This window comes from Lysinibacillus xylanilyticus, from assembly GCF_001183605.1.
Classification (GTDB): Bacteria; Bacillota; Bacilli; order Bacillales_A; family Planococcaceae; genus Lysinibacillus; species Lysinibacillus xylanilyticus.
Window position 1 is genome coordinate 222009 of sequence record NZ_LFXJ01000013.1, and the last position, 23020, is coordinate 245028.

General features: G+C 38.0%; 19 protein-coding genes and 1 riboswitch. Of the genes, 17 read left to right on the top strand and 2 right to left on the bottom strand.

The genetic code is table 11. The annotated features are described in order from the left end of the window. Positions 1-113: 113 nt before the first annotated feature. Entirely contained in the window at positions 114-1103 is a 990-nt protein-coding gene (locus ACZ11_RS24100) for an agmatinase family protein (protein ID WP_049669072.1), read from the top strand. A 134-nt stretch (positions 1104-1237) separates the two neighbouring features. Further along, positions 1238-2125 (top strand): 5'-3' exonuclease, encoded by an 888-nt coding sequence (locus ACZ11_RS24105; protein ID WP_049669073.1) that lies wholly within the window; start codon positions 1238-1240, stop codon positions 2123-2125. Between the two features lie 592 nt (positions 2126-2717). On the opposite strand, the gene ACZ11_RS24110 is transcribed toward ACZ11_RS24105, so the two are convergent. Continuing rightward, entirely contained in the window at positions 2718-3221 is a 504-nt protein-coding gene (locus tag ACZ11_RS24110; protein ID WP_049669074.1) for a C39 family peptidase, read from the bottom strand. 162 nt (positions 3222-3383) lie between these two features. After that, positions 3384-3728: a thioredoxin family protein gene (locus ACZ11_RS24115; RefSeq protein ID WP_328008647.1), complete on the bottom strand. Its 345-nt coding sequence runs from the start codon at positions 3726-3728 to the stop codon at positions 3384-3386. A 364-nt stretch (positions 3729-4092) separates the two neighbouring features. Here ACZ11_RS24115 and ACZ11_RS24120 point away from each other — a divergent pair, with 364 nt between their 5' ends. From ACZ11_RS24120 to ACZ11_RS24185, 15 genes are all read left to right on the top strand, one after another. After that, positions 4093-6477 (top strand): 3-hydroxyacyl-CoA dehydrogenase/enoyl-CoA hydratase family protein, encoded by a 2385-nt coding sequence (locus ACZ11_RS24120; protein ID WP_049669076.1) that lies wholly within the window; start codon positions 4093-4095, stop codon positions 6475-6477. Positions 6478-6787: 310 nt separating this feature from the next. Next, positions 6788-7960, top strand: coding sequence for an acetyl-CoA C-acetyltransferase (locus tag ACZ11_RS24125; RefSeq protein WP_049669077.1), 1173 nt, complete (start codon positions 6788-6790; stop codon positions 7958-7960). Positions 7961-8080: 120 nt separating this feature from the next. Then, positions 8081-9865: an acyl-CoA dehydrogenase family protein gene (locus ACZ11_RS24130; RefSeq protein WP_049669078.1), complete on the top strand. Its 1785-nt coding sequence runs from the start codon at positions 8081-8083 to the stop codon at positions 9863-9865. A 531-nt stretch (positions 9866-10396) separates the two neighbouring features. Further along, entirely contained in the window at positions 10397-10570 is a 174-nt protein-coding gene (locus tag ACZ11_RS26110) for a hypothetical protein (RefSeq protein ID WP_161804490.1), read from the top strand. Between the two features lie 101 nt (positions 10571-10671). After that, positions 10672-11028 carry an arsenate reductase family protein gene (locus ACZ11_RS24135; protein ID WP_049669079.1) on the top strand — a complete coding sequence of 119 codons (357 nt, stop codon included), beginning with the start codon at positions 10672-10674 and terminating at the stop codon, positions 11026-11028. 261 nt (positions 11029-11289) lie between these two features. Beyond that, complete coding sequence (gene gcvH, locus ACZ11_RS24140; protein WP_049669080.1) at positions 11290-11670, top strand: glycine cleavage system protein GcvH; 381 nt, start codon at positions 11290-11292, stop codon at positions 11668-11670. Between the two features lie 185 nt (positions 11671-11855). Next, positions 11856-12197 carry a toprim domain-containing protein gene (locus tag ACZ11_RS24145; RefSeq protein WP_049669081.1) on the top strand — a complete coding sequence of 114 codons (342 nt, stop codon included), beginning with the start codon at positions 11856-11858 and terminating at the stop codon, positions 12195-12197. Positions 12198-12213: 16 nt separating this feature from the next. After that, the gene (locus tag ACZ11_RS24150) at positions 12214-12516 is read left to right on the top strand and encodes a thioredoxin family protein (RefSeq protein ID WP_049669082.1); all 303 of its coding nucleotides are present in this window, start codon (positions 12214-12216) and stop codon (positions 12514-12516) included. A gap of 64 nt (positions 12517-12580) precedes the next feature. Next, positions 12581-12685: riboswitch (SAM riboswitch) on the top strand. Positions 12686-12786: 101 nt separating this feature from the next. Beyond that, positions 12787-13815, top strand: a complete 1029-nt coding sequence (locus ACZ11_RS24155) for a methionine ABC transporter ATP-binding protein (protein ID WP_049669083.1) — start codon at positions 12787-12789, stop codon at positions 13813-13815. Continuing rightward, complete coding sequence (locus ACZ11_RS24160) at positions 13805-14473, top strand: methionine ABC transporter permease (protein ID WP_049669084.1); 669 nt, start codon at positions 13805-13807, stop codon at positions 14471-14473. Before ACZ11_RS24155 ends, ACZ11_RS24160 begins: the two co-directional genes overlap by 11 nt. 111 nt (positions 14474-14584) lie before the next feature. Further along, positions 14585-15433, top strand: a complete 849-nt coding sequence (locus ACZ11_RS24165; protein ID WP_049669085.1) for a MetQ/NlpA family ABC transporter substrate-binding protein — start codon at positions 14585-14587, stop codon at positions 15431-15433. A 497-nt stretch (positions 15434-15930) separates the two neighbouring features. Then, positions 15931-16815: a response regulator gene (locus ACZ11_RS24170; RefSeq protein ID WP_049669086.1), complete on the top strand. Its 885-nt coding sequence runs from the start codon at positions 15931-15933 to the stop codon at positions 16813-16815. After that, positions 16812-17858 (top strand): HEAT repeat domain-containing protein, encoded by a 1047-nt coding sequence (locus tag ACZ11_RS24175; protein ID WP_049669087.1) that lies wholly within the window; start codon positions 16812-16814, stop codon positions 17856-17858. Before ACZ11_RS24170 ends, ACZ11_RS24175 begins: the two co-directional genes overlap by 4 nt. Next, positions 17855-19279, top strand: a complete 1425-nt coding sequence (locus ACZ11_RS24180; protein ID WP_049669088.1) for a glycosyltransferase family 2 protein — start codon at positions 17855-17857, stop codon at positions 19277-19279. Before ACZ11_RS24175 ends, ACZ11_RS24180 begins: the two co-directional genes overlap by 4 nt. Beyond that, positions 19276-22452, top strand: coding sequence for a hypothetical protein (locus ACZ11_RS24185; RefSeq protein ID WP_049669089.1), 3177 nt, complete (start codon positions 19276-19278; stop codon positions 22450-22452). The genes ACZ11_RS24180 and ACZ11_RS24185 overlap by 4 nt, the downstream gene beginning before the upstream one ends. Positions 22453-23020: the final 568 nt, after the last annotated feature.

Here is a 23020-nt window from a genome sequence, read left to right on the forward strand (position 1 = left end):
AATGTTTTATCTGCGCGAAAGCGAAGCGTCAGCGACAAAAGCGCTCAGTCGGAACGGAAATCAACCCAACGATATGATAGTTATAGAAAAATGAAGTGAAGGTGGTCGGTTAAATGTTTATTCAACCAGAATGGCAGTATAAGCAAGAAAATGGTTCAGCTATGCATCAATGGATTAAGCAAAAAGAAAATCCACTTCCAAATGATGTAGATATTATTTTGTACGGTGCTTTATTATCGTATTCTAGTAAACCCTCACAAAAAGCGTTGTATCCAACAGCATTTCGAAAGGCTTGGCCAAGCTTTCAATCTTATAATTTAGATGAGCAAGTAGATTTGCGCTCGTTGGCAGTCGTTGATGTAGGCGATGTGGCTATCCATGAGACGGATAGAATGCTTTCAGAGTCAGCTATAGAAGCTGCGGCAGAAAACTTAAGCACTGCATATTCTAAAAGTTTCACGTGTCTTATAGGTGGAGATCATGCGATTACAGCTTGCTCTTTAAGAGGAATAAAGAATGCTTTTCCGAAGGATCGAATAGGGATTATTCAAATTGATACGCATTTGGATGCCCGGAATCAGGAGGAAATTGGCTTAGCTATGGATTCTCCAATACAGCAGCTCATTGCAGCAGGCGTTGTAGAGGGGAAACATGTTTATAATGTCGGATTACACGGCTTTTTTAATTCACCAGAAATGATTCACTACGCGAAAGAACAAGGAATACATATGATTACGTTAAAGCAAATGCGTCGTGATGGCATATCATTAACAATTCGCGAAATGCTTCGTCAGCTTATGTATGAGGTGGATCGTATTTATGTATCAGTAGATTTGGATGCACTCGATATTATATTCGCCCCAGATGTACCTGCAGCAACACCAGGTGGATTAACGGCCTATGAATTATTTGATATTCTAAAGCTCATTGGAGAAAATGAAGGGGTCCGCCATATTGACTTTGTCTACGCTGATCCAAAGGAGGGGGACCTACGCCCTGAAACAGTAAAGATGGGCGTGACGGCATTTTTGCAATGGTTAACAGGTATTCGATTGGATTACCGCAATCGTGTTTCAAAGAAAGTCAACGCTATGATTAGATAGTAATTAAATAAGACGTGGAAATTGCCTTGTAGATATTTACAATGAAGTTTGATGATAGTTTGCTATAATAGAACAATGCAAATTATATTATGAATGAATACATCATTGTATTGTTATAGAGAGGATTATTTATCATGACAACAAAACCAAAACTTTTAATTGTTGATGGAATGGCGCTATTATTCCGTTCATTTTTTGCTTCGGCTGCGATGGGGCATTATATTCGCCTTGCGGATGGGACACCGACTAATGGTGCTCAAGGATTTGTACGTCATGTATTGACGGCACAATCTATTATGAAACCAACCCATCTTGCTGTTTGCTGGGATATGGGTTCACATACATTCCGCAACGAATTATTTGATGGCTATAAGGCTAATCGTCCAGCACCACCAGAGGAAATGCTACCGCAATTTGATATGGCGAAAAATTTATCTCAACAAATCGGCTGGCAAAATTTCGGTGTTAAAGGGATGGAGGCAGATGATTTAATTGGCTCAATGATTACAAAATTTCAGGATGAGGCTGACATTACAGTAATTAGTGGAGATAAGGATTTACTGCAACTTTTAAGACCATCAACGGAAATTGCTTTTACGAAAAAAGGCTACACAGAGTATGACGTTTATACGCATACGCGCTTTAATGATGAATATGGCATTGAACCTATCCAATTTGCACAGGTCAAAGCTTTTATGGGGGATTCGAGTGACGGTTACCCAGGTGTTAAGGGAATTGGACCAAAGCAGGCACTTACGTTAATTCAAACATATGGTTCTATCGAAAATGTTCTGAAGTCAATAGACGAATTAAAACCTGGTCAACGCACGAAAATTAAAGAGAATCTAGACATGCTAAAATTGTCACACGAGCTTGCAACAATTCAAACGAACGTACCTATCGAGGCAGAATTAGCGAGCTTAGTATTACCTAATTATGAGCCTCAAACGTTCAAAGAAATAGAAGAACGTGGCTACACATTAATCGCCAAGCAGGTACGCTCACTGTATTCACTAATTTAATAAACATCCAAGGGAATCAACGCAGAGTATAGTAATATGCTCTGTTTTTTTTTTGCCCATCGGACGCCCCTAGGAAGCTTTGCTCTGTACGAAGGCGAAGCGTCAGCAACAAATGTTTTCTGTAGCGAAAGCAAAGCGACAGCTACAATGTTTTAACTGTGCGAAAGCGAAGTAGCAGCAACAAAACGCTCAGCCGGAACAGAGAATAAATCTTGAATTATTAATTAGAAAAAAGTGAATAGTTACACGGTTGGGTACTATTTTTTTAATAAAGGCTATTGTGTCAGAATAATTTAAAAAATAATTTACTATTATTGGGTATTCGGATATTATTGGAAATGAAAGGAGGGTAAGGATGTGAAAAACAAGACAAAAAACATTCTTATTTTTCTTCTAGGATTTATGACGTTTTCATTTTCTCAACCATTTTCAGATATTTCTCTTAGGATATAGAGGAATTTCTTAAATCAACTTCACCATAGCAATTTTTAGAATAACAAAAGAAAGAATTGGTTTTTAATATGATAAAATTTTTGACGTTTCTTTTGGCTAGGCGAGCACTAGTGGGAGATGGGCGACACGACGCTGTCATTTAGTTCGGTGTAATTTTCACGAAACTCAATATTTTTTCATTATCTTTAAAAGGAGCCGTTCGAATTTTACTTTCACGATTAAGGCGGCCGTTATCATGGAACATTAACCACAGCTCATCACTTCGTATTTCATAGCCAATGAGGGGTACCCAATGATAGGCGAAGGCAGATTTTTTATCGCACCAATTTAAGCTAAAATAGCGGTCAAAGCGTATGGCGACCGGGCGACCTGCATCTATTTCCTGCATAGCTTCCTTTAATGTACAATCGCGAATATCCCATGTCGGTCGAAGCCGGCGAAGATTGCGAATTAGACGCCATTTAAATAACCCGATTTTTGTGCCACCGAGAAGTTTATAAAGCTCATTTACCGAAGGAGCTTGATCTTCTAAATAGTTTAAGACTACGTGTACAGTTGTAGGACCACAAGCTGAATTACGGTATTTTGGTGAAATGGATGCATCATATTGTGATTTTCCTTGTAGTGACAATGAGTGGCGCATCATAATCTCCTTTCTAAAAAGAGCCGCATTTCAAAAAGAAATGCAGCTCATTTTTCCAGTATTGTTGTGTTGATAAGAATTCCGTTATTTGCAGCTGACGCTTCGCTTTCGCCACAGAATAGTAGCTTTTCTACATTAACTTTGCTATTTTAGCCTAGTTAATTATTGTTGAGCAGATAAGAATTCTGTAACTTGCTGAGGTGTTTTAGCATTTGCACTATGTAAGTGTGCTAATTTTTCACCGTTTTGGAAAATTAGTAGGCTTGGAATACCCATTACATCATATTTGTCCGCGATTTCTGGAAGTTCATCGCGGTTAAGTTCATACCAGTCATATTGGTTGTACTCTTCAATAATTGGATCGATGAACATATTGATGCGTGTGCAATCTGGGCACCATCCAGCGTAAAATTTCACTAGAACTTTTTGATCACCTGAGATCAGTTCATTAAATTGTTCAGCAGTTGTAATTGTTTTCATTAGTATTTCACTCTCCTTGCTTTCCATTCTACACATTTTTCCCTCAACCTGAAAGTTTTCTGTTTGGAATTATCGCTATCTACTTATTGTCTTGTTTTCGCTCGTAAAAAACAAAAAAAGTTGTATATTGCAAAAATAATTGGTGAAAAAAGATTGCTAAATTATACAAAATAATCTAAACTAAAAACAGAAAAAGTAGTTTTATCTTTATTCAGCAGAAGTTATTTACCTCTAAATCAAAATGGTAGCTGAATGAAGATAAGCCTCAGTCGTATGTCACAGATTACGTCTAAAATTATCTGGACAAAAATACACTAAGGCAAACTTGATATTTTTTTGGCCAAAAAATGAATGGCTATTCATTCAATGGGAGAATAAGGGGGAATTGCTTGTGACTTACAACATTAAAAAAGCGGCTGTTCTAGGTTCTGGGGTAATGGGCTCTGGGATTGCAGCACATTTAGCAAACATCGGTATTCCAACAATATTATTAGACATTGCACCGAAGGAACTAACAAAAGAGGAAGAAGCGAAAGGTCTTTCCTTAGAGCATCCTGCTGTAAGAAATCGTATCGTTAACGGGGCTCTTCAAAAGTTATTAAAGCAAAAGCCAGCACCACTTACTTCTAAGAAAAATTTATCACTACTAACGGTTGGTAACTTTGAGGACGATTTAGAGAAATTAAAAGATGTAGATTGGATTATTGAAGTTGTCGTAGAAAATTTAGCGATTAAACAAAACCTATATGAAAAAGTTGATGCTGTTCGTAAGCCTGGAGCAATTATTAGTTCAAACACATCTGGCATAAGTATTGATGCAATGGCAGAAGGGCGTTCAGAAGATTTTAAAATGCATTTCCTAGGAACTCACTTTTTCAACCCGCCACGCTATTTGAAATTACTCGAAGTCATTCCGGCAAACACAACAGCGCCAGAGGTTGTAAGCTTTATGAAAACATTTGGCGAAGATGTGCTTGGAAAAGGTGTCGTACTTGCTAAGGATACACCGAACTTCATTGCCAACCGTATCGGAACGTACGGTTTACTAATTACTTTACAAGAAATGATGAAGGGTAGCTATTCAATTGGTGAGGTGGATTCTGTAACAGGTCCACTAATCGGTCGTCCAAAATCTGCAACATTCCGAACGTTGGATGTTGTTGGTTTAGATACATTTATCCATGTAGCGAAAAACGTCTATGATCAAACAACTGGTGAAGAGCAGCAAGTATTTGCAGTACCAGAATTCCTACAGAAAATGGTCACAAACGGCTGGCTAGGAGCAAAATCAGGTCAAGGGTTCTTCTTGAAGCAAGGCAAAGAGATTCTTGAGATTGATCCAGACACACTAGAATATAGCCCAGCAAAAAAATTAAAAACACCTTCTATTGAAATGGCAAAACAAACTCGTGGATTAGCAAATAAAGTAAAAGCACTAACATATGCGAAAGATCGTACAGGAGAGTTATTATGGGGTATCTTCGCTCCGACGCTAATTTACTCGGCACAACTACACGGTGAAATTGCTGATGATATTGTTGCGATTGACAATGCCATGAAATGGGGCTTCGGCTGGCAGCAAGGGCCATTTGAAATATGGGATGCAATTGGCGTCAAAGATTCAGTAGCTAAAATGGAGGCTGAAGGTCGTGAGGTGCCAGCATTTGTTAAAGATATGTTAGCAAGCGGCTTTGAAACTTTCTATTCGGAAATTGACGGCGACCTAGCGTATTATAATGGCTCTGAATACGTAAAAGTACCAGTTAATGAAAAGGAAATTAACTTAAAACGCTATAAGAAAAAACATGGTGTTATTAAATCAAATACAGGTGCTAGCTTAATAGATTTAGGTGACGGAATTGCCTTACTTGAATTCCATTCCCAATCAAATGCAATCGGTTTAGACATTATTCAAATGATTAACTTTGCAGTCGATGAAGTAGAAGCTAACTATAAAGGCTTAGTCATCGGTAACCAAGGGAAAAACTTCTGTGTTGGTGCGAATCTAGGAATGATTTTAGTAGAAGCACAGGATGATAATATTTTTGAGCTAGATTTTGTTATTAAAGCATTCCAAGATGCAATGCAAAAGATTAAATACTCTCGTAAGCCTGTTGTGGCGGCGCCTTTTGCTATGACACTTGGTGGAGGAGCAGAGGTTTGCTTACCAGCTGCACATATTCAAGCAACAATGGAAACGTATATGGGCTTAGTAGAAGTCGGCGTAGGATTAATTCCTGGCGGTGGCGGTAATAAGGCACTATATCAAAAATTCCTCAAAGGTTTACCAAATGGCGTTGAGGTAGACTATCAACATATTGCTAATAAAGTATTTGAAACAGTTGCGATGGCAAAAGTTTCGACGTCTGGCGAAGAAGCCCGTGAAAATAACTTCTTAAACTTTGCTGATGGGATTTCTGTTAACCCAGATCACCAACTATATGATGCAAAACAAGCTGCACTAGCGCTTTATGAGGCAGGCTATCAATCACCTGTACCTACGAAAGTTCCTGTAGTCGGTGCATCAGGCTACGGTACGCTATTAATCGGTGCGCAAGGATTGTTTGAATCAGGCTATATTAGTGAACACGATTTAAAAATCGCTAAAAAATTAGCGTATGTCATTGCTGGTGGTAAAGTTCCGTATGGCACATTAGTAGATGAACAATACCTATTAAACCTTGAGCGTGAGGCGTTCCTAAGCTTAGTTGCAGAACCTTTATCTCAACAAAGAATGCAGCACATGCTTTTAAAGGGCAAACCACTGCGTAACTGATTTTAACTTCTTTCAGCAGGAGTCTCCTAACTCTATAGGTGGTGAGATGAATGCGAATTTAAGTCACTTTTCAGCAGGTATACAACATCCGCTGAAAGAAGTTAAAGCCTCCGGCGGATGTCACGGAATCGGAAAGGAGTTCAATAAAGGATGTTAGCCTAAGATCATCGCATCCATGCGATAACGGCTAACTGACCTGCATCACGCAGGCCTAAGCACAAAGCCGATTCCGGACGCAATTATGCCCGAGGCATAATTGATAACACGAATTTAACCATACTTGCACATGAAACAAAGGGGGATTAATACGATGCGTGAAGCCGTTATTGTAGCAGGAGCACGAACTCCAATTGGAAAAGCGAAGAAGGGTTCTTTAGCAACAGTTAGACCAGATGATTTTGGAGCGGTTGTTGTCAAAGAAACATTAAAAAGAGCGGGCTATGAAGGTCCGATTGACGATTTAATTTTAGGGTGTGCAATGCCTGAAGCTGAGCAGGGCATGAACGTCGCACGTAATATAGGAGCGCTAGCCGGGTTACCAGATACAACACCAGCACAAACCATTAATAGATTCTGTTCATCAGGTTTACAAGCAATTGCTTTTGCAGCAGAGCGTATTATGCTAGGACACTCTAAGGCAATTCTTGCTGGTGGAGTCGAATCTATGAGTATGGTGCCAATGGTAGGTAATACACCTCGCTTAAACCCAACATTAGCAGAAACTGCTCCTCAATATTATATGGGGATGGGGCACACAGCAGAGGAAGTGGCACGTCAATACAATGTAAGTAGAGAAGATCAGGATGCATTTGCTGTGCGTTCACATGAGCTTGCAGAAAAAGCGATTAAAGAAGGTAAGTTCAATGATGAAATCGTACCAATCGAAGTGGAGCAGCATTATGTAGATGACAACAACAAGCCACAGGTGAAAAAATTCACGTTTAGCATGGATGAAGGTGTACGTCCAGGTACATCTGTAGAAGGTTTAGCGAAGCTTCGTCCAGCCTTCCATGTTAAGGGCAGTGTTACAGCTGGTAATGCCTCTCAAACTTCGGACGGTGCAGCGGCAGTACTAGTGATGGATCGTGAGGAAGCAGAAAAGCAAGGGCTTACACCAATGGCGAAGTTTTTAGGCTTTGCAGTTGGTGGTGTACCACCTCAGGTGATGGGTATTGGACCAATCGTGGCAGTACCTAAAGCACTTGAAATTGCAGGGTTATCAATTGATGACATTGATTTATGGGAAATTAACGAAGCATTTGCATCACAATCCTTACAAGTCGTACGTCATTTAGGCATCGACCAAAACAAAGTAAATGTCAATGGTGGAGCAATTGCCATAGGTCACCCACTTGGTGCGACTGGTGCCATTTTAACATTAAAACTTATTCATGAATTGAAACGACAAGGTAAGAAATATGGTGTCGTGACAATGTGTATTGGCGGCGGAATGGGTGCTGCAGGAGTATTTGAAATTTTATAATTTTTGCTAGATCAGCTTGGGGTGCAGCGTTTTCGGTTGCCTCCGAACAAAGTGCTCCAAGCTTTTCTTTATATTGGGGATAAAAGCTATTAAAAATAGATATATAGGGAGGAATTTAGAATGACAGAAAAAACAACAGATTTCATTAAAGGCGGCGGATTTATTATTGAAGATGTGGAATTAGATCGTGTATTTACACCAGAAGATTTCACAGATGAACATAAAATGATTGCTAAAACAACTGAAGAGTATGTAGCAAATGAAGTGTTACCAGTCGTTGAAAATTTAGAGCACCATGAATTTGAGCATTCGGTTCGTTTACTAAAAAGTGCAGGTGAGCTTGGCTTGCTAAGCGCAGATGTACCTGAAGAATATGAGGGTCTAGGATTAGACAAAGTTTCTTCTGCATTAATCGCAGAAAAAATGTCTGTTGCTGGTGGCTTCTCTATTACACATGGTGCACACGTAGGTATTGGTTCTTTACCAATCGTACTTTTCGGAAATGAAGAGCAAAAGCAAAAGTACTTACCAAAACTTGCATCAGGTGAATTAATTGCTGCTTACGCATTAACTGAGCCAGGTTCAGGTTCTGATGCATTAGGTGCAAAAACGACTGCGAAGTTAAATGATGCAGGGACACATTATATTTTAAATGGTGAAAAGCAATGGATTACAAATGCAGGCTTTGCAGATGTATTTGTTGTCTATGCAAAAATCGATGGCGATAAATTCACAGCCTTTATCGTTGATCGTGCTTTCAATGGCGTTTCGGTTGGCGCAGAAGAGAAAAAAATGGGTATCAAATCTTCATCAACACGTACATTAATCCTTGAAGATGCAGAAGTACCTGTAGAAAACCTTTTAGGTGAAATAGGTCGCGGACACGTTATTGCCTTTAATATTTTAAATATCGGTCGCTATAAATTAGGTGTTGGAACAATTGGTGGCTCAAAGCGTGCATTAGAGCTAGCCATTCAATACACAAACCAACGTCAGCAGTTTAAAACGAAGCTATCTGATTTCAATCTAACAAAAGAAAAATTGTCGACAATGGCTTCACAATTATATGCGTCTGAGTCATTAAACTATCGTACAGTAGGTTTATTTGAAGACCGTTTAAGTCAGCTAAGCCCAGATGAGCAAAAACAAGGGAAAGTTATTGCTAGTGCAATTGCTGAGTATGCAATTGAATGTTCTATTGCTAAAGTATTTGGTTCTGAGACTTTAGATTACATTGCAGATGAAGCTGTTCAATTACACGGTGGTTACGGCTTTATGGCTGAATACGAAGTAGAGCGTATTTATCGCGATTCTCGTATTAACCGTATTTTTGAAGGTACTAATGAAATTAACCGCATGATTGTACCAGGTACATTTATGAAAAAGGCATTAAAAGGTGAATTGCCATTGCTACAAGTTGCTCAAAACTTACAACAGGAGCTACTTATGCTAATGCCTGAGGATGTAGGCACAGAGCCTCTAGCACAAGAAAAATATCTTGTGAAAAATGCGAAGAAAATCGCTGTATTAGCAGCAGGGTTAGCAGCACAACGCTACGGCGCGAAGCTTGATCAAGAGCAAGAAGTATTGGTGAATATTGCTAATATCACAAACCAACTATTCGCAATGGAATCAGCTGTATTACGTACAGAAAAAGCGATTGCTCGTGACGGTGCTGAAAAAGCTAATCAAAAATTACTATACACTCAAATCTTCTGCCAAGAAGCGTTTGCAGAAATCGAAAAAGAAGCAAAAGATACGATTCTTGCTTCAGCAGACGGCGACGCTGCACGCATGACATTGTCTGCGCTACGTAAGTTAACTCGCAACAACCCATACAACTTAATCGCGAAGAAACGCGAAGCTTCTGTTAAATTAATTGAAGCAGAAAAATTTGTAGTTTAATATTGCAGACTAACCTAGCTATCCGCATAGATGAGATAGCTAGGTTTTTTTGTTGAAAATAAAAGTAGGCTCTTGCAAAATGAGGGGTAATTTCCGTTCCAGCCTCCACTCCAATCAACTGATTCACATGACATACGTTTTAACAAAATGTCATCCAACTTTTGAGTTTTATCTACCAACTTTCACGATTTATCTACCAACTTTTGAAATTTAACGACTAACTTTCACGATTTATCACCCAACTTATGAATTTTATCGACATCCACCTGCAAAAGAGCAAAAAAAGGATTCATACACAAACTGTGTGTGAATCCTTTGTCGCGCAGTCCCCACTCCATTCAACTAATACGCATAGCATGCATCCTCTGACATTTGTTTTATAGCAAAAGGGTTTCGTCTGCACGAAAGCGAAGCGGCAGCAACAACGAAATGCATAAATTTAATAAAAGTTCTACACTATTGCTGATTGGAGTGGAAGGCTACTCGACTCCCGTGGGAAAGCGAGACAGGCGAGACCCTGAGGCCAACACGATGTTGGTCACGAAGGCGTTGTCACAGGACGTGACGCACTTAGCCTTCGTTCCTTTAGCGGAGGAAGCGGCTCAACGCTATCCCCCAGGAAGCTTTGCTCTGTGCGAAAGCGAAGCGACAGCAACAACAAAGCGCCCAGCCTGGAACGGAAATCAACCCCACGCTTTGGCATAATGAGTTTCATTTTGGCTCGTAACGGTTATGATGGTATACTACAGAAAATGAGGGATACACTGAAAATGTAGTTCCTAAAATGATAGTAGAGGAGCCTATATATGACGATTCAACTTATTCAATATCCGAAATGTACTACTTGCAAAAAAGCTCAGAAATGGCTAAATGACAATGGGGTATCATACGAAGAGGTACACATTGTCGAACAACCACCTACAAAGGACGAATTAACAAACTTATGGCAAGCTAGTGGACTACCTTTAAAGAAATTTTTTAATACTTCTGGTATGAAATATCGTGAGCTTGGCTTGAAAGATAAGCTCGCTGAAATGACTGAAGAGGAGCAGCTTGAACTGCTTGCATCAGATGGTATGTTGATTAAACGTCCGATTGTAACCGATGGAAAAAAAGTTACTTTAGGGTTTAAAGAATCAGATTTTGAGCAAGCTTGGAAATAACGCTTTTAACTTGTTTCAGCAGTCTCCTCCCTCTATAGTTGATGAGATGAATGCCGTTATAAGTCACTTTTCAAACATGCGCTGAAAGAAGTTAAAGCCTCCGGCGGATGTCAAGGAATCGGAAAGGAATTCTTTGTGCAAGCACAAAGCCGATTCCAGACACAATTATGCCGTGGCATAATTGATTCTTGCTTGTTTTTATGGAAGAAGTATGGCACACTGAAAGTGAATATATTACATATTTATGGAGGGGTTTTTTGCATGAGCACACCTAAAGACTTGCGTTACTCTGAAGAGCACGAATGGGTAAAAGTAGAAGATGGAAAAGTACGTATCGGTATTTCTCATTTCGCACAAGCTGAACTTGGAGATATTGTTTTCGTTGAACTTCCACAAGTTGGAGACGAAATCAAAACTGATGATCCATTCGGTAGCGTAGAATCTGTAAAAACAGTTTCTGAATTATATGCACCAATCTCAGGTACAGTAGTTGAAGTAAATGCAGATTTAGAAGATAGCCCAGAATTCGTTAATGAATCACCATATGAAAAAGCATGGATGATCGTTGTAGAGCCTGCTGATGCATCAGAAGTTGAAAAACTTATGACAGCTGAGCAATACGAAACAATGATTGCTGAATAAGACAAGCCCGTAATAGAAAAACGTCGGAAACTACCGACGTTTTTTATTATCTTCATGCATTCTTCCACTATAGTTGGTGAAGTAAATGCAAGTATATTCCCTTAACAGTAGGTGTCTAACTGTATCAACGACAAAGTTTATTGATATAATGAATATAAGGGATATGTCTAAATGGGGGTGGCGTGATGTTCGAGGGAAAATGCTTAATTGTTGAAGGCCGATCGGATAAACTTCAAATTGAACCTATTTTAAATGATGACGTAAAAATACTTTGTACAAATGGTACAATTGGTGTGCATCAATTAGAAGAGCTACTCGATCCGTATGAGGGTTGCGAGCTTTATACATTTTTTGATGCTGATACAACGGGAAATAAGCTACGGGCATTAATGGACAGACATTATCCAGAGGCTGAGCATTTACGTACGATGCCAACATATAAGGAAGTTGAGACAACTCCGAGGAAAGTGTTAGCGGCGATATTGCTTCGTGCACATTTCTCAATCCATAATGAATATATTTTGTAAGGTTGCGTGAAAAAAGATGGAAGAATGGTCAAAAGAGCAGTGGAACGCGGCTATCCAGTCCGGTGAAAAGGCTGCTTTTTATTTATATACACCAATGTGTGGAACGTGTGCAGTTGCATCGAAAATGATGATGGTTGTTGAACAATTGCTGCCACAGCTACAAGTCGGTAAAGCGAATATTAATTTTATAGAGCAAATAGCTTATGATAATAAAATCGAAAGTGTACCATGTTTACTCGTATGTGAAGGCGGAGAAGTTACAGAAAAGGTTTATGCCTTTCAATCCGTACCATATTTATACGAATTGTTAAAAAACTAATTGACTGAATATTAATCGCGTGGTAAAGTAACAAATATATTAAAAAAACAATAAAAATATCGAACTCTTATAAAGAGCGGCGGAGGGAAGTGCCCTATGAAGCCCGGCAACCATCACAATCGTGAAAAGGTGCCAAATCACCCAAAGATTTATCTTTGAAAGATGAGAGAACGGTCTAACGTATAAGTTACGTGACCCCTTCTACTTATCTATTAAGTGAAGGGGTTTTTTTAACTTCTATCAACGGGTATAAGAAAAGGAGAATTCGCTATGATCAATCTTCAAAATATTACGAAGAAATACAAAACCGCGAATGGCGAATTAATAGCAGTCAAAGACGTCAACCTTTCCATTAATAAAGGTGAAATTTTTGGCATTATCGGTTATAGTGGCGCTGGTAAAAGTACAATGATTCGCTTGTTAAACGGTTTAGAAAAGCCTACTTCTGGTACGGTGACGGTTAACAATCAGGAATTTTCATCCATAAAGGGGCAGAAGCTCAGAGATGCTAGACAAAAGGTCAGTATGATTTTCCAACATTTCAATTTACTTTGGTCTAGAACTGTTGCGGAAAACATCGCTTTCCCACTAGAAATCGCAGGTGTTCCAAAGGCAAAACGTGAAGCACATGTGAAAGAATTGATTACACTAGTTGGTTTGGAAGGGCGCGAAAAAGCATATCCATCACAACTATCAGGGGGACAAAAGCAACGGGTAGGTATCGCTCGTGCACTTGCTAATAATCCAGAGGTATTGTTATGTGATGAGGCCACATCCGCACTCGATCCAGAGACAACGGATGCTATCCTTGATCTACTTGTCGATATTAACGAACGAATAGGTCTAACGATTGTGTTAATCACACATGAAATGCACGTTATTCGTAAAATTTGTCATCGTGTAGCGGTTATGGAAGCTGGAGAAATCGTAGAACGTGGTGAAGTATTACAAGTATTCCAAGCTCCACAAGCAGCCATTACGAAAAAATTCGTTTCTCAAATTACAGATACGAAGGAAACTCAGGAAACTGTGGCACAAATTAAAGCAAATTATCCTGAGGGACAACTTGTTAAGCTAATCTTTGTAGGAGAAAAAACAGAGCAGCCTGTCATTTCACATCTTGTGAAACAGTTTGATGTAGAAGTAAGTATTGTACATGGTAATATTTCGCAAACGAAAAATGGAGCGTACGGTACACTTATTGTGCAAATTGATGGCTCAGAGGCCAATGTTGCTGCTGCACTTAGCTACTTAAATACAGTCGAAGTACAAACGGAGGTGATTGCAAATGCTAACTAGTCTTTTTCCGAATGTCGACTGGGAAAAAATGTGGGACGCTACGTATGAAACATTGTATATGACAACGATTTCTACGGTCATCACATTTATACTTGGATTAGTGATTGGAATCTTATTATTTTTATCAAGTCCCAACCAACTATGGGCCAATAAAATTGTGAACTTTTTAACAGGATCAATCGTTAACATTTTCCGTTCGATTCCATTTATCGTTTTGATTATCTTATTAATTCCATTTACGAAATTTTTACTCGGCACGATTCGTGGCGCAGACGCGGCTTTACCAGCATTAATTATTGGAGCTGCACCATTCTATGCGCGAATGGTATTAATTGCTTTACGTGAAATTGATAAAGGTGTTATTGAAGCAGCTCGTTCAATGGGTGCCAAAACATCAACGATTATTTGGAAAGTATTAATTCCGGAATCTTTACCAGCGCTTATTTCTGGTCTTACTGTAACGGCTGTAGCACTTGTTGGCTATACTGCGATGGCAGGTATTATCGGTGCAGGCGGTCTAGGAAACTTAGCATTCTTAGATGGTTTCCAACGTAATCGCACAGATGTAACATTAATGGCGACTATATTAATCTTAATAGTAGTATTTATTATTCAATGGATTGGCGACTTAATTACAGCCAAAACAGATAAACGCTAAAAATTGTAGTGAAGGAACTTGCTCACAAAAAGGAGCATCTCGCTATGAACATCAAAGAGGTTATCTCGGTTATATACCGCTAACATATAAGAAAAAAGGGAGAGTAATAAAATGAAGAAGTTATTAACAGGATTATTTTTATCTGTATTAGTACTAGCTCTAGCTGCTTGTGGTGCTGGTAAAAAAGAAGAAACAAGCTCATCATCTGATGCTGGTGACAGCAAAGAAAATGTAACATTAACAGTAGGTGCTTCTAATACACCACATGCTGTTATTCTGGAAAAAGCAAAACCAATTTTAGCTAAAGAAGGTATCGATCTTAAAATTGAAACATATCAAGACTATGTATTACCGAACCAACATTTAGATTCTGGAGAACTAGATGCGAACTACTTCCAACACCTACCTTTCTTAGAGCTTAGCATGAAAGAAAATGGTTATGACTTTGTAAATGCTGGTGCTATTCATATTGAACCAATCGGTATTTACTCTAAAAAATATAAAACTCTGGATGATCTTCCGAAGGGTGCAACAATTTTACTTTCTAGCTCAGTTGCAGACCACGGTCGTATGCTTTCATTGTTAGAAGCTAAGGGCTTAATTAAATTAAAAGATGGTGTTGATAAAACAGCAGCAGAAATAAAAGATATTGCAGAAAACCCTAAAAACTTAAAATTCGATGCAAATACAGCGCCTGAAATGCTTGTACAAATGTACGAAAATAATGAAGGTGATGCGGTTCTAATCAACTCGAACTTTGCAATCGATAACGGCTTAAATCCATTGAAAGATGCAATTTCTCTTGAAGATAAAGAATCTCCTTATGTAAATATTATCGCTGTACGTGCTGGCGATGAAACAAAACCAGAAATTAAAAAATTAGTAGAAGTATTGAAATCTAAAGAAATCCAAGACTTCATTGTTGAAGAGTGGAAAGGCTCAGTTGTACCAGTTAAATAATTGATATTTATCAAAAAGGGTATGTAAGTATGACAGCTTACATACCCTTTTTGCTTGTCGACAAAAGAATAATTGCGTATCGATTAACAATGATTGATGTTCACTCCGAGTTGGCGCTTGCCGTGGCTCTTGGCTTCAATCTCCGTGACAAATCTACGGTTTCTCTTCACAGGATGAGGCGACAAGCTGAATCAAAATAGTGTTTTTTTGTAGTCTGAAAGGGGATGTAAGTGATACAACTTACATCCCCTTTCTTCTTTTATAAAAGGGTTGTCTTTTATCAGAAAAATATAACATTTTATCAAAAAAGGTATTGTTCTGTAGTTTTTAGCAAAAATGTAATAATATTTTAAAAGAAATCGATTTACCAAAAATTTTGTATAGCAATTGTTTAGTCATCTTTATTACTATAGTTGTTGTGTTTATAAATCAAAAGAATGATATAAAAATAATGAAGGAGAATAAAATGCTTCTTCCATCAACTGGGGTGAACATCAATGAATAATTTAATTATTACAGAAGACATTATGCAGGAGCATGAGGTAAAAGGGTATTTTGAAATATTGCGTGAGAGTGTTATTCGCTCACGATTAACAATGACTGCAGTCTTTTTTAAAGTAGCAAATTCCTCACAAGGAACTGATATAGAACGAAATCAAGTGAATCATCAAATTTCGGCTTTTCTAAAATCAAAAATACGAAAAACAGATTTACTTTTCCAACTAGCAGATGGCATGCATTGGGGAATATTTTTTCTGCAAAGTAGTGAGGTAGAGGTAAAGGCGTTTTTAAAACGGATTTTCGCAATTCTAACGCAAGAGAGGGAATTTCAACAAATAGAGTTAAAAGCTTCCATTACTGAAATAAGAAATAATAGTGTTAACTTTGAAACATTGTTAGATAAAAATAAGCACAAACTAGCAGATGACGAACAGCCGACTTGGTCAGTAGAGCAGGTTACAGATTATCGTGTACAACCTACGGAGCAAGCAAAGGTTAGCATTATTGAACAAAATGAAATCTTTAGAAAAGTGCTAGAAACAACGCTCAAAAATTTAGACATTCATCATTATACTTTAGACGTTTCAACCTATGAAGATGGCTATAGTTTTTTACAGTCCGATAGCTATAAAACAGGCCATGTGCATTTAGTTGTGATGAACGATATTTTACCACGTAAAAATGGCTTAGAAATTTTGCACATTTTACGAGAAATGCCGAATGAGAAAAAGTTCATCATTTATATGATGTCAGAACGAAACTCAGAGAGTGCGACACTTAATGCTTATGAAGGTGGCGTCGATGAATATATCGTAAAACCGTTTAATTTACGTTTATTAGAAGCAAAAATTAAGCAGACTTTTGCGAGGTTTTGGCTATGATCAAGCTGTCGATTCCTTTGCTTTTAACGGTCTGCGGTGTTTTATTAGTAGTTTTATTTTTATTTACGATCTATATACTTGTTCAGCGCAAGCGAGAGATTCGTTTTGCAGATGTGCGTGATATTTTTTTACAAAACTCTGCACAGCATTGGTACAACTATTTGATCAATGATGAAATTTTCTCTGTAGTGCTTGTTCCTCGAGGAAGAGCTCAAGTAGCGGCTATAGAAACAATCTTTTCATCTTATTTGAAAAATATAACCAATGAAAAAGTTGAACATAAAATAAAGGAGTTTTCTAATCTCTATTTAAAAAAGTTTTATGAAAAGGATTTATCCAGTAAACGATGGAGCATAAGGATGAATGCTTTATATCGTATTGCTGATTTCCAGATAGAAGCATTATTAGATACTTGTCAACAATTCGAGAATACCAAAATTTCGGAAGAGGAATATTTTCAACTGTTAAAAATTTACTCTATCTTCCAACCAGAATTGTTTATTGAAAAAATTGAAGAATCGAGTGTCAATTATTCTGAAAGTGAATATAGAAGATTATTTGTATTGTTAGAGGATGACGTATTTATACGATTATTTGAAGACTTTAATAGCTGGACAAAAAAAATCCAATTTGCTGCAATTGATACTGCAGCTGTCAAAAGAAATATGCAATATATTGATCAGTTAAAACAGCTAGTAACACATGAGATGCCAGAAATAAAAATAAGAGCATTAAAGGGTCTTTATGAAATTGGTGTAATTGATGAAATCGATCCTTATGTTCCGTTTGTAACATCAGATATGTGGGAAATAAGATTAATGGTTGCGAAAATCTTTAAGCATGTACCACTTAACTATACCTATGCTTATTTAGAACAGCTTCTTCAAGATGAAAATTGGTGGGTACGCTCCCAGGCTGCTAAAACAATTGTAGAAAAAAGAGAAGGAATTGCAAAATTACAGCAATTTTTGGAGTCCTCAAATGACCTATATGCAATTGAAATGGCACAGGAAACAATAGTCAGAAAGCGAGGGAGCAAATGAAAGTATTTTTAGATTTTTGTATGTGGTTTTTTGGTGGCTTTATTCTGTTTTATATGTTAATTGTTATTGTTTCATATTGCGCAATGTTTGTCATTGCCATGTTAGCTATGCGAAAACGCTATAAATTAGATCCCTCGGAGTATGATGATGCGCATATAGATGCCTTTTACTCCAAACCAGTATCCTTATTAGTCCCTGCTTACAATGAAGAGATTGGTGTTGTAGACACAGTCTATTCATTGTTGAATTTACGATATCCACAAACGGAAATTATCATTATTAATGACGGGTCAACTGACTCTACACTACAAACCGTAATCGAGCATTTCCGAATGAAGCCCGTTGATAAAATTGTTCGTACAAATATCCCTACAAAACAAGTTAAACAAATTTATGAATCTGAAATCTATAAAAATTGTATTTTAGTAGATAAAGAAAATGGTGGTAAGGCAGATGCATTGAATGTTGGTATTAATGTATCTCAATATCCATACTTCTGCTCTATTGATGGTGATTCAATCTTAGATGAAAAGTCATTGCTTCGTGTGATGAAGCCGATTATTTTATCAGATGGAGAAGTGATTGCGGCAGGAGGAAATATTCGAATAGCCAATGGAGCGAAAATGCAGCTTGGTTCCGTTACTGAAACACACTTACCAAATAATCACTTAGTCATCATGCAAATAATAGAATATGCTCGAGCCTTTTTAATGGGGCGAATAGCTTTAAGTAAATACAATCTTGTGCTTATTATTTCGGGAGCATTTAGTGTGTTTTCGAAGGAATGGGCTGTAGAAGCGGGCGGTTATTCAACGGATATTATTGGAGAAGACATGGAGCTTGTCGTAAATATTCACCGTTTGATAAGAAAGAAAAAAGAAAAGAAACGTATAGAATTTGTTCCAGATCCTGTGTGCTGGACTGAAGCACCTCAGTCATTAGGGGTTTTACGAAACCAACGTAGACGCTGGCATCAAGGATTATTTGAAAGCCTATGGAAGCATAAGACGATGACGTTGAATCCTAAATATGGCTTAATAGGCTTGCTTTCATTTCCATATTTTTGGCTAGTAGAATGCCTAGGACCACTAGTTGAGCTAGGTGGTTATATTTATATCGTAGTGGCATTTTTCTTAGGGAAAATCTATTATGAAGTAGCCATAATCCTGTTACTACTTTTCGTCATTTATGGAGTAATTTTTTCAATAGCCTCAATATTATTCGAAGCATGGATCTTGAATACTTATCCGAGGCCGAGAGATCTACTACGCATGATACTTTTAGCATTTACTGAAATTTTCTGGTATCGACCACTTACTCTTTTTTGGCGATGCGAGGGATTGCTTGGATTTGTGTTAAGAAGAAGCGATTGGGGTAATATGAAGCGTGTCGGCATCGGTGAAAAGGAGAAAAGTGTATGAAGCGAATATATATAGGGATTATAGCTATTCTAATTCTCGTTATTACACCAATAGCTTGGTGGTATTTGAGCGATGAAAAACCGCTGAACGTCGCGATCCTAGATAAAACGGTTCCGAATGAAACATACCGAGAGCATTTAGGTGTTAACTGGTTTTTAAACCATTATAAATATACAATTGATCATCAACCATATGATGTACAAAAAAATTACTACGGTACGATTCCAAATGATAAAACGAAAAGAGTGTCAGAAAAAAAGTTTCCGACTGACTATAGTAATTATGATGTTATTTATTTGGCAGATACGTATGGTGTTTATAAGGATGATTTAAATGAAAAAAAGCGTCTAGGTAAACGCTCAGAAAAAATTGTTGGCGGCTTGGAAATGGATGAATGGCAGTCAATAGTAGGTCGTTTAGCAAGCAACAAGAAAAGTATGCTAATAGCTGAATACAATACATTTGCGTCACCAACATCAGAGGCAGTTAGAAAAGAGTTACAGGATTATTTAGGAATTTCATGGTCTGGATGGATTGGGCGTTATTTCGATGAGCTTGATTATCATAAAAATTCAGAAATCCCACAATGGGTCATCGATGAACATGGTGATAATTGGCCATATAAGGGCGGAGGCTTTCTTCTATTTAATGAAATAACAGAAAAGCTCATTGTGCTGGAACTGGACAAGCATGTAAAAACGGAAGGTATTCAGGTGCAGTTTACTGAAGAAGGGAAAAAATTCTTTAATACTTCTGCTCGTGCGGACTATGGCTATTGGTTTGATATTATCACCCCTAAATATGCGGAGGATGCTCTTGCTAATTATAAATGGGACTTAACAAAAGAAGGGGAAAAACTACTAGAGGACAACGATATTCCACAGCAATTTGCGGCTATTGTTTCACAGGATAAACGTTACACTACAAGCTATTATTTTGCTGGAGATTTTAACGATATGTCACGGGTACCGACCCTTTACAAAATAAAGGGATTACCGACCATTTATAAATACGCTGAGAAGTATGCAGATAGTTCATTTTACTGGTCAATTTATATACCGGTCATGCATAAAATTTTTGACACGTTTGAGCAAAAAGAAGTTCAAGAAAACGTTAATCATGACAAATTAAATTATAACGCACGTACTAAGGGCGAGTCATTTGAAGTCTTACGCGATGGGAAATGGGAGTCACTAGTCTTTAAGGGCGTTAATATTGGTATGGGTAAACCGGGAGCATTCCCCGGGGAAGCTGCTATTACGGAGGAAGAGTACTATCGATGGTTCCGTCAAATTGGTGAGATGAATGCCAATACGATTCGTGTTTATACATTACACCCTCCAGGTTTTTATCGGGCACTTGCAAAATACAATGAAGAAAATCCAGATAAACCCCTGTATGTATTGCATGGTGTATGGATTAACGAAGAAGGCTTGGTTGATTCATTAGATGCCTATGATGAAGCTACCTTAAAGGATTTTCAACTTGAAATGAAGCGCATGGTGGACGTTATCCACGGTAATACTTATGTGAAGCCAGTAGCAGGACATGCTTCAGGATTATACGATGTTGACGTTTCTAAATATGTTATTGGCTGGGTGCTTGGAATCGAATGGTATCCGCACATGGTAGTCGGTACGAACGAAAAACACGCTAATATTGGCGAATATAATGGGACGTATTTCGAAACGAAAAATGCTTCACCATTTGAGCATTGGCTAGCGGAGCAAATGGATCTTATTACTACTTATGAGAAGGATAAATATAATTGGATCCGTCCAATGAGTTTCACAAACTGGGTAACGACAGACTTACTAGACCATCCATCTGAGCCTTCTGAGGATGAAGATTTAGTAGGCGTAAATCCAAATGTTATCTATACGAAGAGTGAGATGCAGGCACCAGGACAATTTGCGTCCTATCATGTGTATCCATATTACCCTGATTTCTTTAACTTCGACCAAAAATATTTAAATTATAAAGATTTCCGGGGCAATAAAAATAGTTATGCAGGGTACTTAAAAGAACTACATGAAGCTCATAATATGCCCGTTCTTATTGCGGAATTTGGAATACCTGCAGCGCGTGGTATGACACATGAAAATGTTTACGGCTGGAATCAGGGACATATGTCCGAACAGCAGCAAGGGGAAACCCTTCAACATTTATATGAAGATATTATGCATGAAGGCTTGCTAGGAGGTCTTGTCTTTACATGGCAGGACGAGTGGTTTAAGCGGACGTGGAATACGATGGATTATGATGATCCAAATCGTCGACCGTTTTGGTCCAATGCACAAACGAATGAACAGCAATTTGGCGTACTAAGCTTTGATCGATTTAAAGTAAAAGTAGACGGAGATACAAAGGAATGGACAGGTACACAAATGTACAATACCACACCTTCTGACTCAACAGATTTTGCTGTCGATTATGATGAAAGATATTTGTATTTTAAAATAAAAAGTGATGTTTTAGAAAAAGCCTCACCGCGTATTTTACTTGATGTCGTACCAAACCAAGGAAATACGTCGGCAACATCAATAAAAGATATGACCTTTTCAAATGGCGTAGATTTTATGGTGGAATTAAATAAAAGTGGAGACTCTCGAGTTGTCATAGATGAATACTATGATTTCTATGATTATTTTTATGGCCATACTTTAAATATGATTCCGCCTCGAATGGCAGTTCCTACTAAAAATAGTGGTAAGTTTGCACCGATTAACTATGTGTTAAATAAACAACTATTCTTACCAGAGCAAAACATTACTACCGATTTTAGTGCATATGAAACAGGGAAGCTGCTTCAAGGGAATGCTAATCCAAAAGCAAAAGATTATAATTCGTTAGTAGACTATACGTGGACGGATGAAAATGTTATTGAGCTACGGATCCCTTGGCTACTGATCCAATCAAAAGACCCAAGTCAGCGTGAGTTTATGGGTGATTTATATAAGGATGGGAAGGAAGCTTCGACGAAAGTAGATAATATTTATATTGGTGCTGTCTTTGTAGATAAAGACGGCAAGGTTGTGAAATCTTTACCAGAGACCAAGAATCATGTTTTACCTGCTCTCTCAGCTTATTCTTGGGAAAAATGGCAAACTCCTAAGTCTGAAGAGCGTTTAAAACAATCATATTACATTTTACAAAAATTATTTAAAGATTAATCAATTATGCCTCGGCATAATTGCGTCCGGAATCGGCTTTGTGCTTAGGCCTGCTGGAGGGCCGACACGATGTCGGTCATTTCGGTAATGCCACAGGACGTGGCGTTTTTACCGATGCAGGTCAGTTAGCCGTTATCGCATGGATGCGATGATCTTAGGCTAACATCCTTTATTGAACTCCTTTCCGATTCTGTGACATCCGCCGGAGGCTTTAGGCCAACAGATGTTTTTTGTGCGAAAGCGCAGTGCTAACGTAGCGTCAGCAACACGATGTTGGTCACTCAGTCGTTGCCACAGGACGTGGCGTTCTTAGACTGAGTTCCTTTATTTCAGTGGATGTTTGCAACCTCGTTGTAAAGTAGCTTAAATCCGCATTCATCTCATCACCTATAGAGGTGGGAGAATTTTGCTGAAAGAAGTTAAATGGAACTTAGGATAGGTGAGTTTTGCCTATTCTAAGTTTTTTGTTTAGTTATCAGAAAATATAAAATAATTTTATAATTCCGCCTATTTTACGAGCTGTATATTCTCGCAACTGTTTATGTTAAATTACTTATAATACATTCGA

What these genes read in the sequence shown, in the direction of transcription:
- ACZ11_RS24100 (WP_049669072.1), top strand. Translation starts at nt 114, where the DNA reads ATGTTTATTCAACCAGAATGGCAGTATAAGCAAGAAAATGGTTCAGCT.
- ACZ11_RS24105 (WP_049669073.1), top strand. Translation starts at nt 1,238, where the DNA reads ATGACAACAAAACCAAAACTTTTAATTGTTGATGGAATGGCGCTATTA.
- ACZ11_RS24110 (WP_049669074.1), bottom strand. Translation starts at nt 3,221, where the DNA reads ATGCGCCACTCATTGTCACTACAAGGAAAATCACAATATGATGCATCC.
- ACZ11_RS24115 (WP_328008647.1), bottom strand. Translation starts at nt 3,728, where the DNA reads ATGGAAAGCAAGGAGAGTGAAATACTAATGAAAACAATTACAACTGCT.
- ACZ11_RS24125 (WP_049669077.1), top strand. Translation starts at nt 6,788, where the DNA reads ATGCGTGAAGCCGTTATTGTAGCAGGAGCACGAACTCCAATTGGAAAA.
- ACZ11_RS24130 (WP_049669078.1), top strand. Translation starts at nt 8,081, where the DNA reads ATGACAGAAAAAACAACAGATTTCATTAAAGGCGGCGGATTTATTATT.
- ACZ11_RS26110 (WP_161804490.1), top strand. Translation starts at nt 10,397, where the DNA reads ATGTTGGTCACGAAGGCGTTGTCACAGGACGTGACGCACTTAGCCTTC.
- ACZ11_RS24135 (WP_049669079.1), top strand. Translation starts at nt 10,672, where the DNA reads ATGACGATTCAACTTATTCAATATCCGAAATGTACTACTTGCAAAAAA.
- gcvH (WP_049669080.1), top strand. Translation starts at nt 11,290, where the DNA reads ATGAGCACACCTAAAGACTTGCGTTACTCTGAAGAGCACGAATGGGTA.
- ACZ11_RS24145 (WP_049669081.1), top strand. Translation starts at nt 11,856, where the DNA reads ATGTTCGAGGGAAAATGCTTAATTGTTGAAGGCCGATCGGATAAACTT.
- ACZ11_RS24150 (WP_049669082.1), top strand. Translation starts at nt 12,214, where the DNA reads ATGGAAGAATGGTCAAAAGAGCAGTGGAACGCGGCTATCCAGTCCGGT.
- ACZ11_RS24155 (WP_049669083.1), top strand. Translation starts at nt 12,787, where the DNA reads ATGATCAATCTTCAAAATATTACGAAGAAATACAAAACCGCGAATGGC.
- ACZ11_RS24160 (WP_049669084.1), top strand. Translation starts at nt 13,805, where the DNA reads ATGCTAACTAGTCTTTTTCCGAATGTCGACTGGGAAAAAATGTGGGAC.
- ACZ11_RS24165 (WP_049669085.1), top strand. Translation starts at nt 14,585, where the DNA reads ATGAAGAAGTTATTAACAGGATTATTTTTATCTGTATTAGTACTAGCT.
- ACZ11_RS24170 (WP_049669086.1), top strand. Translation starts at nt 15,931, where the DNA reads ATGAATAATTTAATTATTACAGAAGACATTATGCAGGAGCATGAGGTA.
- ACZ11_RS24175 (WP_049669087.1), top strand. Translation starts at nt 16,812, where the DNA reads ATGATCAAGCTGTCGATTCCTTTGCTTTTAACGGTCTGCGGTGTTTTA.
- ACZ11_RS24180 (WP_049669088.1), top strand. Translation starts at nt 17,855, where the DNA reads ATGAAAGTATTTTTAGATTTTTGTATGTGGTTTTTTGGTGGCTTTATT.
- ACZ11_RS24185 (WP_049669089.1), top strand. Translation starts at nt 19,276, where the DNA reads ATGAAGCGAATATATATAGGGATTATAGCTATTCTAATTCTCGTTATT.